Origin of the sequence: Lysinibacillus sp. ZYM-1 (assembly GCF_001308875.1) — a bacterium.
Classification (GTDB): Bacteria; Bacillota; Bacilli; order Bacillales_A; family Planococcaceae; genus Lysinibacillus.
The window spans coordinates 38,735-53,719 of the sequence record NZ_KQ465116.1 but is presented as its reverse complement, the minus strand read 5'-3'; the positions used below and the strand labels follow the sequence as shown (position 1 = coordinate 53,719).

The window sequence follows — 14,985 nt, the reverse complement described above, 5'->3', positions numbered from 1 at the left end:
TTACTGAATAACGATTCATTTTATACGATAAGGGGATGGTGTAATTGAATTTAGTTTCACGTGTTCGCCAACAGGCAACAGAACAACCGGATAAAGTTGCGTATCATTTTATGGGGAAGGATACGACATACGGGGAATTCGAGCATACAGTTGGTCGCTTTGCAAAGGGGTTACAAGATTTAGGGGTTGAAAAAGGGGACCATGTGGCGTTTTTACTCGGCAATACACCACATTATTTAATTGCGTTGTATGCAACAATGCGTTTAGGGGCAACGGCAATTCCAGTTAACCCAATTTATACACCAGATGAAATTTCTTATATTTTGCATAATGGGGATGTAAAAGCGGTCATTGCGCTGGATCTTTTGCTGCCATTGGTAGAGAAAGGTGTACAAGCATTTCCACAAGTAAAAGCATTTGTAGTCTGTGAAACAACGGCGGATATCGCGGAAAAAGTAGCATCTTTATCACCAACAGCACAAGAAAAAACACATTTATTTACACAAATCGTCGCCAATACCTCTCAATCTTTACAACCTGTTGAAGTGGCAGATGATGAAAATGCTATTATTTTATATACTTCTGGCACTACGGGCAGTCCAAAAGGGGCTATGCTGACACATGGGAATGTGTATTCAAATGCTCGTGATGTTGCCCATTATTTGGGAATCAAAGAAGATGATCGTGTCATTGCCACATTGCCAGTATTCCATGTCTTTGCCTTAACAGTTGTAGTAAATGCGCCATTATTAAGTGGAGCAACGATTTTACTAGCACCAAGATTTAGCCCTACAGAAATTTTTGCTTTAGCACGAGAGCAAAAAGCAACAGTATTTGCTGGGGTTCCAACTATGTATAATTTCTTATATCAATTACCTGAAGGCAATCCGGAAGATTTCTCGACAATTCGTTTAGCTATTTCAGGGGGTGCCTCTTTACCTGTTGCACTATTACATAATTTCGAGCAGAAATTTAATGTGCGTGTATCAGAAGGATACGGGCTTTCAGAAGCTTCTCCCGTGACATGCTTTAATCCATTAGATCGTGATCGTAAAGCTGGATCTATTGGTACATCAATTAGCAATGTAGAGAATAGAGTAGTTGATGTGAACGGTCAGGAAGTACCTGTTGGTGAGGTTGGGGAGCTAATAGTACGTGGTCCTAACGTTATGAAGGGTTATTATAAAATGCCAGAGGAAACGGCGATGGCGATCCGCGATGGCTGGCTCTATACAGGGGATTTAGCGAAAGTTGATGACGAAGGCTATTTTTACATTGTCGATCGTAAAAAGGATATGATTATTGTAGGAGGCTATAATGTCTATCCTAGAGAGGTTGAGGAAGTATTGTTTGCCCATAATAATATTGTGGAGGCAGCAGTGGTTGGGTTCCCTGATCCTAACTTAGGGGAGGCTGTTCATGCATATGTTGTATTAAAAGAAGTTGCAGCCACTACGACTGAAGATCTTTTATCATATTGTGGCAAGCATATGGTGAAATATAAGGTGCCAAAGGTGATTGAAATTATGGATGAACTACCTAAAAACACGACTGGAAAAATACTTCGCCGCTCTTTAAAAGAAAAGGTATAAACGAAAAAAGCTACTATTGAAAAATGGTAGCTCTTTTTTTGTACATTATTCGTATAATAGTAAAATGAGTTGAGCGTAGCTATCTGTAAGTGATAAAATCAAACTTGTGAAATCTTCTACATACTTTTCAAGAGCTTGCCATATAGTGAGGAAGTAATGTAAAAAGACGTACAAAACTGGAACCCTTTGATGTAAGGCTACGTCAAAGCTTTTAGGCAAAAATACTATTGAAAGAGAGCATACAAAAACATGATAGAACTCATTAAGGAGTTAATAAGCTTTATTATGCATATCGATGTGCATTTAGAAGAAATTATTCGTGATTTTGGCAATTGGAGTTATCTTATTTTATTTGCAATTGTTTTTGTAGAAACAGGAGTCGTTATTTTCCCATTCTTACCGGGTGATTCATTGCTATTTGCAAGTGGTACATTGGCTGCTGCAATGGGGGCCTTTGATATGTGGATACTAATTCCAGTATTTTTAGCAGCGGCCATTCTAGGTGATACAATGAACTACCATATTGGACATAAAGTCGGAACATCCATTCCTCCAAAGAGTCTTCTTGGAAGAGTTGTTAAAAAAGAACGTATGGAAGCAGCTGAAAAATTCTTTAATACACATGGTGGAAAAACGATTGTTATAGCTCGTTTTATGCCATTTATCCGTACATTTATCCCATTCGTAGCGGGTGCAAGTAAAATGAATTATAGCTACTTCTTACTTTATAATATTTTAGGTGCAGTATTATGGGTATTCAGCTGTACATTACTTGGTTACTTCTTTGGTAATATTCCTATTATTAAAGATAACTTCTCTGTTGTGCTCATATTGATTATCTTTATCTCTGTCGTGCCTGCAGTAATTGGTGCGATTAAAGCCAAGGTTGGCAAATAATTAGGACAGTCCTAAAGTGGTGCAATATCACTTGGACTGTCTTTTTTTATGAAAAATAAGGATCTAGTAAATCCTAAATGGTGATGATAAATTATATTGAAGTATAAGCATCAGGTCGTAAAAAATGTTATACTATTAATTACTAGAATATGGAGAAGTGGGGGCAACGAAATGGAAGTATTTATTGGCAGGCAGCCTATTTTTAATCTTCATGAACAGGTCGTTGCGTATGAATTATTATATCGTGGCAAAAACGTAAATGCCTTTCCAATGGTTGATTCAGATGCAGCAACTATTGATGTACTTGTGAACTCATTTCTTTCAATTGGTTTTGAAGAGGTAACGAAAGGTAAGCCAGGCTTTGTTAATTTTACTGACAACTTACTCATGAGCTCCATTCATGAATTTTTAAATCCTTCACAGGTTGTAATTGAAGTTTTAGAGGATGTTCCACTGACATCTCAATTAGTGGAACGAGTGATGGAGTTAAAAAAATATGGTTTTCAAATTGCATTAGATGATTTTATTATGGATGAACAAGTTGAAATATATGATGAATTATTTAAACATATTGATTATATTAAAGTAGATTTTCTAGCAACATCTATGGTCAAAAGAATGGAGATTGAAAATAAGGTAAAGGAAAATTTTCCACACATTCAATTGCTCGCTGAAAAAGTAGAGACTCGTCATCAATTTGAAGTGGCTAAATCTTCAGGTTACGTACTATTTCAAGGCTATTTTTTTGAACAACCTCAAATTATAAAAGCAACAGACATCCCTGCTAATGCGATTCAGTATATTCATATAATCTCTTTGTTAAAAGAAGAAGAACCTAATATTCAATTATTAGCAGAAAATATCGAACGAGATATTTCTTTGACGTATAAATTATTACAAATGATTAATAATTCTTCTAAGCGTTCAAAATCTAAAGTACGCTCCATCAAACAAGCAATTGTGTTATTAGGAATATCCAATTTACGAAAATGGATTTATCTATTAGCAATGCGAGAAATTGATATCGATGCAGATTCTGATCTTTTTAAAGAAGTGATGTGTACTTCGTTATTCCGAGCAAAAGTTTGTGAGAAGTTAGCCAAGCTATCTTACAAAAAGAATTTCTCAGAATATTTCTTAGTAGGCATGTTCTCGCTTATTGATACATTGCTACAAAGACCAATGTGTGTCATATTGCAGCAGCTACCATTTTCAGAAGATATTACAAATACAATCTTAGGTAATGAAACGGACATGACGCCTTTTCTAGAATTTAGTATCGCACTTGGTAAATTAGATTGGGTACGACTAGAGGAGTTAGGTGCACAATTGAATATCCCACTTGTCGATATGGATCTTTTATATTATGAGGCAATGGAGTGGGCAGAAAAGTCATTTTAAACCCCTAAACTTAGAACAATAAGCTATCTTACATTCAGTTGAAGATAGCTTATTTTTTATCTTCCGCAATAGCAGATCCCTTCATCAAGATGAAGTTCTCAATGGAGAAAGGATTTGCTATAATCATCTAGTCTTTAAAAAATTCTGATAGTTGAAGTGGGCGTGGGGAAATGAAACATGATGTTAGGGAAAACATTGTGGAGTATGTATATGTTATTGTAGGGGCGGCAGTGATTGCTATTGGTTTTAATGTCTTTTTATTACCAAATCAGGTTGCTTCAGGTGGGGTAAGTGGAATAAGTACGATTTTGCATGGCTTATTTGGTTGGAATCCAGGTATTGTTCAATATGCTTTTAATGTTCCGTTATTTATAGCGGGTGTCTTATTTCTCGGCAAAAAATTTGGCATAAAATCATTTATTGGGACGATTACTTTACCGTTTATTGTCTTGCTAACAAATAGCTGGGAGCCTTGGACTGATAATCCTTTGCTTGGAGCTCTTTTTGGCGGAATTGTTGTTGGATTAGGAATAGGACTTGTCTTTAAAGGGAATGCTTCTACTGGTGGCACTGATTTACTAGCGCAAATCATTACGAAGTTTACTGGATTATCGCTTGGTACAAGTGTACTGTTAATAGATGGCATCATTGCGATTAGTGCAGCAGTTGTTTTTGATTTAGAAAAAGGTTTGTATGCCCTAATTGGACTTTATGTAACAACTAAAACGATTGATATTATTCAGCTAGGTTTTAGTCAATCTAAAATGGTCTATATCATTACGTTGAAACAAGATGAGGTACGTGAAGCCATTTATGCTGAAATCAATCGTGGTGTAACCAAGTTGCAAGCATTTGGAGGCTATACAGGAGAGGCACGACCAGTTCTTATGGTTGTTGTTTATCAGACAGAATTCACAAAGCTGAAACAACTCATTAAAAGCGTTGACCCATCAGCGTTTGTAATCGTTTCGGATGCCTATGAGGTATTAGGAGAAGGTTTCAAACGTGCATAATTTTGGTATAATGGCGGCGTAAGGTTTTTATCGATTATGAGGAGGGGTACTAATGAAAAAAGCAATGTTAACATTAGTGTTCGGTTCAGCAATTTTCTTAGCAGCATGTGGTGGCGGAAATAAAGAGGCAACTAACAATGAAAGTGCTACTGCTCCAGATGGAGAAGCTATCGCAATGAAATCATGTGTTACATGTCATGGTGGCGAACTACAGGGTGCGAATGGACCAGCATTAAACAATGTAGGTTCTCGTTTATCGGAATCGGAAATTTTAGATATTATTAATAATGGTAAAAATGGTATGCCTAAAGGACTTGTAAAAGGGGCAGATGCTGAGGCAGTTGCTAAATGGTTAGCTACTCAGAAATAATACTTTAAAAACTAGCGGGCTGGAGAGCCGCTAGTTTTTTTGTTAAGAGTAAATACATTTCTTTTATACATAGACATGCTAAAATAAGGAGAACCTTATCCATTGATTGGAGGCTTTTTCATTGGTCGTAGTATTAACGAGAGATGTTATGGAGAAATTTAAGTTAGAGTTATTAGCTGGTGAGGAAGGAATCGGCAGAACGATTGTAACAAGTGATATTTCAAGACCAGGACTTGAAATGGCAGGGTATTTCACGCACTATCCAGCCAATCGGGTACAGTTGCTTGGCAAAACGGAGCTGTCCTTTTTTGAAATGCTACCAGCAGATGTCAAGCTTGATCGGATGCGTTTACTTTGTTCCCAAGATACACCTGCTATTATAATTTCTCGGGATTTAGTAGTACCTGAGGAGCTGATTCAAGCTTCCAACGAAAAGCATGTTCCTGTTTTTAAAACACATATGACAACAACTAAATTTTCAAGTAGATTGACAAATTATTTAGAGGGCCGCTTAGCACCAATGACAGCTGCACATGGTGTACTTGTCGATGTGTATGGTATTGGTATTCTGATTATTGGTAAAAGTGGTGTGGGTAAAAGTGAAACAGCCCTTGAACTCGTCAAAAAAGGTCACCGTTTAGTAGCGGACGATTGTGTTGAAATTCGACAAGAATCAGAAAATTTATTAATTGGTAGTCCACCTCCTCTTTTAGAGCATCTATTGGAGATACGAGGCATCGGCATTATTGACATTATGACACTATTTGGTGCTAGTGCGGTACGTCCGTATAAACGTATTACACTCATTATTGAACTAGAAATTTGGGATCCGCAAAAAGTTTATGATCGATTAGGCTTAGAAGAAGAGAAAATGAAAATAATTGATACAGAGTTGACAAAATTAACAATTCCAGTAAGACCGGGACGAAATGTATCGGTTATTATCGAAGTAGCAGCGATGAATTATCGATTAAAGAAAATGGGCGTAAATGCGGCTGAAGAATTTTCAAGACGTTTAGATGAGGTCATTTCGTCAAACGATGTGTTAGATGATTAAAAGTTAAACGTTCTTTGGTAACAGATAGTTGGAGAGGAGTAGAAGATGGATTTATTACTTTTACAGATTAACCCGATTGCCTTTCATTTAGGGCCAATTCCAGTTCGGTGGTATGGATTGCTCATCGTATCGGGTATTATTTTAGCTTATGTGGTGGGGCAAAGAGAGGCAGTAAAACGAGGACTGCCTGAAGACTTTCTTGCAGATTTATTATTGTGGGCAGTTCCAATATCCATCATTTGTGCGCGTATTTATTATGTGTCAATGCGCTGGGATTACTATAGTGAAAATCCAGGCAAAATCATTGAGATATGGAATGGCGGTATTGCCATTCATGGTGCACTCATCGGAGCATTTGTCACAGCTTACATATATACTCGTATAAAAAATGTAAGCTTTTTACGAGTAGCGGATATTGCAGCACCTAGTATTTTAATTGGACAGATTATAGGTCGCTGGGGCAACTTTATGAACCAAGAGGCTTATGGAGGAGAAGTATCAAAAGCATTTTTAGAAAATCTAATGCTCCCAGATTGGATTATTAATCAAATGTATATCGAAGAATTGGGTTCGTATGTACATCCAACATTTTTATATGAATCCGTTTGGAACCTAATTGGGCTTATCATTTTATTAGTTTTACGTAAAGTAAACCTAAACCGTGGTGAAATTTTCTTTAGCTATTTAATTTGGTATTCTATTGGTCGCTTCTATATTGAAGGCATGCGTACAGATAGTCTCTACCTAGTAGGTGATTTACGCTCTGCACAGGTTGTATCTATTATTGGTATCGTAGTTGGATTAGGTGCCATTATCTATCGTAGAATAAAGGTGAAACCAGCCGTAAAATACTTGGATAATAAATAAGGGGATGTAAAATATGGCTGTTAAAGCACTATTGTTTGATTTTGATGGCACGTTACTTAATACGAATGATCTAATCATTCAAACATTTATGCATGTATTAAATGAGCGATTTCCCGGGCAATATTCGCCAAAAGATTGCTTGAAATTCATTGGACCATCACTCAAACAGACATTTAATGACATTGCTCCTGGTGAAGAGGAAGCTTTGATCGCAAATTATCGCGCTTGGAATATAAAGCACCATGACGAACTTATTAGCGAATATCCTGATGTTGTATCAACATTAGAGCAATTAAAAGCACAAGGTATTCGATTGGCTATTGTTTCGACGAAACGAAATGATACCATTGATCGTGGACTTTCTATTATGGGAGCGACACATTTATTTGATGTGCGTATTGGCACAGATGATGTAACAAATGTGAAACCTGATCCAGAGCCAGTATTACTTGCATTGAAGCGTTTAGGAATAGACAAAGAAGATGCCATTATGATTGGTGATAATTCGCATGATATTGAAGCGGGACATCGTGCTGGTGTAAGAGCAGCAGGTGTTGCTTGGGCAATTAAAGGTGAGGCATATTTAAAACAGTATCAACCAGAATATATACTGCAACATATGACAGATTTATTGGATATTGTGAAAGAGGGGTAATGGTAGATGGCACGTAAAACAGAACGCTACCGTGTTGAAGGAGCCAACTCACTTTGGAATATATACGACACGGTGTCCTTTTGGAAGGTGATGAAGTGTTTCATTGTCATTCAAATTGGACGCTTCACACCATTTTTACGTGTGAAAAACTGGCTGTATCGTACATTTTTAAACATGACAATCGGCGAGCGAACTTCGATAGCCTTAATGGTCATGCCAGATACCATGTTTCCCGAACGTATTTTCATTGGCAAAAATACGGTGATTGGTTTTAGTACTACAATCTTAGCACATGAATATTTAATAGAGGAATATCGCTTAGGTGATGTTCATATTGGAAATGAAGTAATGATTGGTGCAAATTCAACGATTTTACCAGGTGTAACAATAGGAGATGGTGCCATTGTTTCAGCCGCCACCCTTGTACATAAGGATGTGCCAGCTGGCTGTTTAGCAGGAGGCAATCCTATGCGAATTATTTATACTGCTGAACAAATGGCAGAGCGTAAGCGCAATGAGGTTGTAGAATGGTGTACACCAAAAAAATAATAAAAACGCACGTTGTATGGTTACATACTTTCGTGCGTTTTTTTTGTAGTAAAAGCTACCACAATTTTGGAGTAGCATTTTTTTTTATGGTTTATGCAAGAGCTGTGTCATAGTCTGATTTGAATTCGCAATTGTCATGATTGCCTAAGCAAGTTGATTCGACAAAGGTTGATTTAATTGCAGTCCCATCAATGTCTTCTGTTGTGTGAAGTGTTACTTTGTCACCAGGATAAAACTCACCTTTACAAATACTAACGATCATTTGCTCACTAAGTTGTACGAATGGACATGCCATCATAAATCCCTCCAATGTGTAGAGTATATGCTGTTTTATTATTAATGTTATTCTATATTAAGCTTTTTGAATTGTAAAAGAAAAAATAGAATGAGAGTAATAATCAATGAAAATATTGATATTATAGTGTTTATATTGATAATGAGATTGAGAATCATTTTAATTGCTTGTCCCGTTTTAATTATTTTAGCATAATTTATATTTTGTGTTATTGAGAATAGGTAACGGAATAATCAGTATCTTTGTCAACTCGAGAATCATTATCAATTTTTTACAGAGAATCTTATACAGCTATTAATTCGCTTGTCACATTTTAGACATATTCTCATTCTCATTTAATAAATTCGGTAGAATTTCATGAGTAGAATACTTATTGAAAGTTATGCTATGTATATAATTGACAGAATAATAAGTATTTAAAGATTTAGATAATTACAAGGATAATATTGACTGTTTAAATGAAATAAGTTAGAATTCTTTCATAATCTAATTCTCTAATACTCTAGTGAATTAAAGTGAATTGTAAGGAAGTGTTCAGATGTCGTCGATAAAAATGTTTGAAAAACCTCTTGGAATGCGTGATACATTTCCGCAAATCTTTGAAAAAGTTGAAGCAGTAAGACAGGCTGGCAGAGATTTTTTATGCAAAAGAGGATATGAGTTTATCAAAACACCTGCTGTGGAGTATTTCGATACAGTCGGAAAAGCTTCTGCGATTGCTGATACTCATTTATTTAAACTTGTGGATAGTCAAGGAAATACATTAGTGCTGCGACCAGATATGACTACCCCTATTGCTCGAGTGGCTACTTCGAAATTATTGAAAGAAATGATTCCTCAACGTTTAGCTTACTTCGCAAGTGTTTTTCGTGCACAAGAAGCAGAAGGTGGTAGACCAGCAGAATTCGATCAAATGGGTATTGAATTAATAGGCGACCAATCTGTATTTGCCGATGTAGAAGTCATAGTGACGGCAATGGAGCTTTTAAAGCATTTACAATTAGAATCATTTAAAATGACGATTGGCCATGCAGGAATACTAAACTGCATTTTACAAGATTACACAGAGAGTATTGACCAGCAAGCCACACTTAGAACATTGCTTGTACAGCGGAATTATGTCGGATTTGAAGAGGCTGTGGAGTCATTTGATTTGCCTAAAGCTAAATCAGATACGCTCTTACAATTTATTGAAGAAGCAATGGACGTGAAGCATATCCGCGATATCGAAAAATATGTACGTAAAAATGATGCATTAGAATACATGCAACAGCTTGCTCAACTATTAGAAATGGCCGACTTAGCAGATTATGTTGCGTTTGATTTTACACTATCTAGTCATATGAGTTATTACACAGGTATGCTTTTTGAAGTATTTGCCTCAGGCAGTGGTTTTCCATTAGGAAATGGTGGCCGTTACGATGGATTATTAGAAGTGTTTGGGTCAACTGTTGGCGCGACAGGTTTTAGTATTCGAGTCGATCGTTTATTGGAAACATTAAATGGACAGTCAGAGAAGCAACAAGACGCAACTGTTGTGCTCTTTGAGGAAGAACAATTCGAGGTAGCTTTATTAAAGGTAAAAACATTACGGGCAGCAGGGAAATTAGCTACATTACAGTTACGTAGTAGCCTTGTCGATGAAGAAGCCTTTTTAGCATACTTTACAGAAGTAGTTGTAGTTAGACAGGAGGAAGTTGGCAGTGAATGATTTAACGATTGCAATGCCAAAGGGGCGAATCTTTGAAGAGGCCTATCAAGTGCTGTTAGAGGCAGGTTTTAATTTACCGGAAGAGGTAGAAATGTCGCGTAAATTAATGATTGAAATACCAGAAGAAAAAATTCGCTTTATTCTATCAAAGCCAATGGATGTGCCTGTCTATGTTGAACATGGTGTAGCCGATATCGGTATTGCTGGGAAGGATGTATTGTTAGAGCAACAGCGAGAGGTGCATGAATTACTTGATTTGAAAATTAGTAATTGCTATATCGCGTCAGCAGGTTTACCAGATACTGAGATGAATGAAATTGCTCCTAGAATTGCTACGAAATATCCGAATATTGCGATGAAATACTATAAAGGCATAGGGGAGCAAGTCGAAATAATTGAACTTAATGGATCTATTGAATTAGCACCAATGATTGGTTTAGCTGATCGAATTGTCGATATCGTTTCTACGGGACGTACATTAAAAGAGAACGGGTTAGTTGAATATGAATTCATTACGGCTGTTTCCTCTCGGTTAATTGCCAATCCAGTAAGTTATCGCATGAAGGGTGAACGCATTATGGACCTTGTGAGGCGGCTAAAGAAGTGTGTGAATGAACAAAAAAGTAATCGAGTCTAGCTACATTTGAGTAACTGAAGGGGTTTAATTCAATGAAAATAAAAAAACTGGTAAAAGGCATTTCCTTAAAAAGACCACTTGAAGGAGGAAATGAGGAACAGCTAAAAATTGTGCGACAGGTGCTATCAGATGTGAGAGCACAGGGAGATGTAGCGTTACGTGCCTATACAGAACGTTGGGATGGATATATTCCTACAAACTTGCGTGTCACGAAGGCAGAGATACAAGAAGCAGTAAATGCCCTTGACCCCCAACTCTATCAGGACTTATCAGATGCGGCTAAAAATATTCGCCTTTATCACGAACAACAGGTACGTTCTGGTTATCGCTTAGAGATAGGGGATGGTTCTTGGCTGGGACAACGCATTACAGCTTTAGATGCAGTAGGGCTGTATGTTCCAGGTGGTACAGCCGCATATCCATCATCTGTGTTAATGAATGTGATTCCAGCACAGGTAGCAGGCGTGAAGCGCATCGTGATTACTTCTCCAGCAGGACGCGATGGGAAATTGCCAGCAGGTGTGCTAGTGGCCGCTCAGCTATTGGGGGTTGAAGAAATCTATAAAGTTGGTGGTGCACAAGCGATTGCCGCTCTTGCATATGGCACAGAAAGCATTGCGCCAGTCGATAAAATTACAGGCCCCGGAAATATTTATGTGGCACTTGCCAAACGGGAGGTATTTGGGGAGGTTGCGATTGACATGATTGCAGGACCGAGTGAAATTGCTGTGCTAGCTGATGACACAGCATTTCCGGACGAAATCGCTGCAGATCTTTTATCACAAGCCGAACATGATCCATTAGCTTGTGCCATGCTTGTCACGCCATCAGAGCAATTGGCCAAAAAGGTAGCTGAAGAGGTAGAAAAGCAATTGAACACTTTGCCACGTCAAGAAGTGGCACGTGCTTCAATCGAAAATTTTGGGGTCATTTATCTAGCTGAAACGGTTTCAGATGCAGTAGAAGCGATTAATTCATTGGCACCTGAGCATTTAGAAATTGTGACCAAAAATGCTGAGGCTATTGCAGAGCAAATAAGGCATGCAGGTTGTATTTTTATGGGTCGTTATAGTTCAGAGCCTGTGGGTGATTATTTTGCGGGGACGAATCATGTGTTACCAACTAATAGCACAGCCCGTTATGCAAGTGGCTTAACTGTAGATGATTTTGTGAAAAAATCAAGTATTGTTTACTACAGTGAAAAAACCTGGAAAGACAATGCACCAAAAATTGCACGTCTTGCACGGATGGAAGGCCTAGAGGGGCATGCACGTGCAGTGGAATCTCGTGGATGGGAGAAGGAATAGCACAATGATTGAAAAGAAACGATATGCAAAAGTAGAGCGTTCAACCAATGAAACGCAAATTTCAGTAGCCATTGATTTAGATGGTGAGGGGAAGGCAGAGATCAAAACAGGCGTGGGCTTTATGGATCATATGCTAGATTTATTTATCAAGCACGGTCTTTTTAATGGGATCATCCATGCAAATGGAGATACCTATGTAGATGATCACCATACAACAGAGGATCTTGGCATTGTCTTAGGACAAGCAATTCGAGAGGCTCTTGGTGATAAGAAGGGCATTAAACGCTATGGAACGGCATTTGTGCCGATGGATGATGCACTTGCACAGGTGGTAGTAGATTGCTCGAATCGTCCACATTTAGAATACCGTGTGCCTACTTTAAAAGAAAAAGTGGGAACTTTTGATACAGAGTTAGTGCATGAATTTTTGTGGAAATTTGCACTTGAAGCAAGAATGAATGTACACGTGATTGTACCTTATGGACATAATACACACCATATCATTGAGGCGATTTTCAAAGCATTAGCAAGGGCGATTGATGCTGCGGTAGAAATTGATCCACGTGTTAAAGGGGTACCATCGACTAAGGGGCTGTTAACGTGAAAATAGGTGTGATTGATTATGGCATGGGGAATTTATTTAGTGTAGAACAAGCATTAAAACGATTAGGCTGTGAGGTGATTGTGACAGCTGATGAAAAAAAGTTAGATGTTACGGATGCGCTTTTATTACCAGGAGTTGGTGCATTTCCGGATGCTAGAAGGCGTTTAGCTGAGACAAAATTAGATCATTATTTAAAAAATGCCCAAAGCCAAAATCGCCCTCTTTTAGGAATCTGTCTGGGGATGCAATTATTATTTGAGCAAAGTGATGAGGTTATACCAACAAATGGTTTAGGTTTCTTTAAAGGACGTATTAAGCGTTTTAGCGGAACGAATGACGGTCAAGTATATCGAGTACCACATATGGGCTGGAACGAATTGATGATGAAGAATCCTCCTGCTTGGTTAGAAACTAGAGCACCTGCGAAACATGTCTATTTCGTTCATTCGTTTTATGCGACAGGTATAGAGGAGTCAGAGCTTGTTGCCTATGCAGACTATTATGGCATTCAAGTACCGGGCATTGTAGCCAATGGTTCCGTGACTGGGATGCAATTTCACCCTGAAAAATCGGGAGAATTGGGCGTATATTTATTAGAGCAATGGTTGAAAGGTGTGAAAGCATGCTAACTAAACGGATTATTCCCTGCTTGGATGTGAAGGAGGGGCGCGTTGTAAAAGGTATACAATTTGTATCCATTCGAGATGCGGGTGACCCGGTGGAACTTGCAAAATTCTATGATGAACAAGGAGCAGATGAGCTTGTTTTTTTAGATATATCTGCTTCACATGAAGGTCGGGAAACAATGATAGATGTTGTTCGACAAACAGCAGCTACGCTTGCGATTCCTTTTACAGTTGGCGGCGGTATTCGGACGTTAGATGATATGAAACGTATTTTACGCGCTGGTGCTGATAAAGTGTCAGTGAATACATCCGCTTTAGAGCGTTCTGCCCTTATTCAAGAAGGCGCCGAATTCTTTGGTGCCCAATGTATAGTTGTGGCTATTGATGCTCGTTATAGTGAAGAGGACAGCACGTGGATGGTTTACACCCATGGTGGGCGCAACAAAACTACTTGGTCAGCTATTGAATGGGCAAAGGAAGCGGTGCGCTTAGGAGCAGGTGAAATTTTGTTAACCAGTATGAATCAAGATGGAGAAAAATCTGGATTTGATTTGGGGTTAACGAAAGCGGTACGAGAGGCCGTGACAGTCCCTGTGATTGCAAGTGGCGGTGCAGGACATGCCGAACATTTTTATGAAGTATTAGCAGACGAAGTTGATGCAGATGCAGCGCTTGCAGCTTCTATCTTCCATTACAAAGAAACAAGCGTAGCCCAAGTGAAAGAATACTTACGTGAAAAAGGAGTGGCGGTAAGATGATAGAGCGTATTCAATTTGATGAGAGAGGTCTTGTTACAGCAGTAGTACAAGATGCCAATACGAAAGAAGTGCTAACAGTGGCCTATATGAATAAAGAGTCATTGGCCAAAACAATTGAATCAGGTGAAACTTGGTTTTATTCTCGTTCACGTCAAGAGCTTTGGCATAAGGGTGCTACAAGTGGCCATAAACAAAAAGTAGTGTCGATTAAAACAGACTGTGATCAAGATGCATTAGTTGTGGAAGTTTTACCTGCTGGCCCAGCTTGTCATCATGGTACAACTTCTTGCTTTACGGAGATTGTTCAACAAAATGCTGAGGTTGGCTCTGTAGAGATGATCGCAAAACTTGTCCAAGTTATTGAAAAGCGAGAGCAGGAAATGCCAAAAGGAGCTTATACTACATATTTATTTGAGAAGGGCATCGATAAAATCTGTAAAAAAGTTGGTGAGGAAGCGACAGAGGTGGTCATTGGGGCCAAAAATCGCGATGCAGAAGAAGTAAAATGGGAGGCAGCTGATTTAATTTATCACCTTCTAGTTTTACTGCAAGAACAGAAGGTAAGTATTTTTGATGTCTTGTATGTGTTGGAAAAACGTCACGAGGAGAAATAACAGCATATTATTAATTGTATGGTATAATAGGG

The 14,985-nt window shown here is 38.3% G+C and carries 17 protein-coding genes; 16 read left to right on the top strand and 1 reads right to left on the bottom strand.

The features are described from left to right. Positions 1-44 precede the first annotated feature (44 nt). From AO843_RS10695 to AO843_RS10655, 9 genes are all read left to right on the top strand, one after another. Positions 45-1,592: a fatty acid--CoA ligase family protein gene (locus AO843_RS10695; protein WP_054611114.1), complete on the top strand. Its 1,548-nt coding sequence runs from the start codon at positions 45-47 to the stop codon at positions 1,590-1,592. A gap of 252 nt (positions 1,593-1,844) precedes the next feature. Next, positions 1,845-2,489, top strand: a complete 645-nt coding sequence (locus tag AO843_RS10690) for a VTT domain-containing protein (protein WP_231630122.1) — start codon at positions 1,845-1,847, stop codon at positions 2,487-2,489. A gap of 171 nt (positions 2,490-2,660) precedes the next feature. Next, a complete protein-coding gene (locus tag AO843_RS10685) occupies positions 2,661-3,890 on the top strand; it encodes an EAL and HDOD domain-containing protein (RefSeq protein WP_054611112.1) in 1,230 nt (409 codons plus the stop codon). A 170-nt stretch (positions 3,891-4,060) separates the two neighbouring features. Continuing rightward, positions 4,061-4,903 (top strand): YitT family protein, encoded by an 843-nt coding sequence (locus AO843_RS10680; protein WP_054611111.1) that lies wholly within the window; start codon positions 4,061-4,063, stop codon positions 4,901-4,903. 52 nt (positions 4,904-4,955) lie between these two features. Continuing rightward, a complete protein-coding gene (cccB, locus tag AO843_RS10675; protein WP_054611110.1) occupies positions 4,956-5,273 on the top strand; it encodes a cytochrome c551 in 318 nt (105 codons plus the stop codon). A gap of 121 nt (positions 5,274-5,394) precedes the next feature. Beyond that, positions 5,395-6,330 (top strand): HPr(Ser) kinase/phosphatase, encoded by a 936-nt coding sequence (gene hprK / locus AO843_RS10670; RefSeq protein WP_054611109.1) that lies wholly within the window; start codon positions 5,395-5,397, stop codon positions 6,328-6,330. A 45-nt stretch (positions 6,331-6,375) separates the two neighbouring features. Beyond that, a complete protein-coding gene (gene lgt / locus AO843_RS10665; RefSeq protein ID WP_054611108.1) occupies positions 6,376-7,197 on the top strand; it encodes a prolipoprotein diacylglyceryl transferase in 822 nt (273 codons plus the stop codon). 13 nt (positions 7,198-7,210) lie between these two features. Continuing rightward, positions 7,211-7,852, top strand: coding sequence for a pyrophosphatase PpaX (gene ppaX, locus AO843_RS10660; protein WP_054611107.1), 642 nt, complete (start codon positions 7,211-7,213; stop codon positions 7,850-7,852). Between the two features lie 6 nt (positions 7,853-7,858). Beyond that, complete coding sequence (locus tag AO843_RS10655) at positions 7,859-8,401, top strand: acyltransferase (protein ID WP_054611106.1); 543 nt, start codon at positions 7,859-7,861, stop codon at positions 8,399-8,401. Positions 8,402-8,492: 91 nt separating this feature from the next. Here AO843_RS10655 and AO843_RS10650 read toward each other — a convergent pair whose 3' ends face one another. After that, the gene (locus AO843_RS10650; RefSeq protein WP_054611105.1) at positions 8,493-8,696 is read right to left on the bottom strand and encodes a hypothetical protein; all 204 of its coding nucleotides are present in this window, start codon (positions 8,694-8,696) and stop codon (positions 8,493-8,495) included. 538 nt (positions 8,697-9,234) lie between these two features. On the opposite strand from AO843_RS10650, the gene AO843_RS10645 reads away from it, so the two are divergent. The 7 genes from AO843_RS10645 to hisIE are packed head-to-tail and all read left to right on the top strand — an operon-like array spanning position 9,235 to position 14,953. After that, positions 9,235-10,407 carry an ATP phosphoribosyltransferase regulatory subunit gene (locus AO843_RS10645; RefSeq protein ID WP_054611104.1) on the top strand — a complete coding sequence of 391 codons (1,173 nt, stop codon included), beginning with the start codon at positions 9,235-9,237 and terminating at the stop codon, positions 10,405-10,407. Beyond that, positions 10,400-11,044, top strand: coding sequence for an ATP phosphoribosyltransferase (gene hisG, locus AO843_RS10640; RefSeq protein ID WP_054611103.1), 645 nt, complete (start codon positions 10,400-10,402; stop codon positions 11,042-11,044). Before AO843_RS10645 ends, hisG begins: the two co-directional genes overlap by 8 nt. Positions 11,045-11,076: 32 nt before the next feature. Beyond that, positions 11,077-12,351: a histidinol dehydrogenase gene (gene hisD, locus AO843_RS10635; RefSeq protein ID WP_054611102.1), complete on the top strand. Its 1,275-nt coding sequence runs from the start codon at positions 11,077-11,079 to the stop codon at positions 12,349-12,351. Between the two features lie 4 nt (positions 12,352-12,355). Beyond that, on the top strand, positions 12,356-12,955 hold the full coding sequence (hisB, locus tag AO843_RS10630; RefSeq protein WP_054611101.1) for an imidazoleglycerol-phosphate dehydratase HisB: 600 nt from the start codon (positions 12,356-12,358) through the stop codon (positions 12,953-12,955). Continuing rightward, positions 12,952-13,584, top strand: coding sequence for an imidazole glycerol phosphate synthase subunit HisH (gene hisH, locus AO843_RS10625; RefSeq protein WP_054611100.1), 633 nt, complete (start codon positions 12,952-12,954; stop codon positions 13,582-13,584). Before hisB ends, hisH begins: the two co-directional genes overlap by 4 nt. Next, positions 13,578-14,339 carry an imidazole glycerol phosphate synthase subunit HisF gene (hisF, locus tag AO843_RS10620; RefSeq protein WP_054611099.1) on the top strand — a complete coding sequence of 254 codons (762 nt, stop codon included), beginning with the start codon at positions 13,578-13,580 and terminating at the stop codon, positions 14,337-14,339. The genes hisH and hisF overlap by 7 nt, the downstream gene beginning before the upstream one ends. Further along, complete coding sequence (hisIE, locus tag AO843_RS10615; RefSeq protein ID WP_054611098.1) at positions 14,336-14,953, top strand: bifunctional phosphoribosyl-AMP cyclohydrolase/phosphoribosyl-ATP diphosphatase HisIE; 618 nt, start codon at positions 14,336-14,338, stop codon at positions 14,951-14,953. Before hisF ends, hisIE begins: the two co-directional genes overlap by 4 nt. The last annotated feature ends 32 nt before the right edge of the window (positions 14,954-14,985 follow it).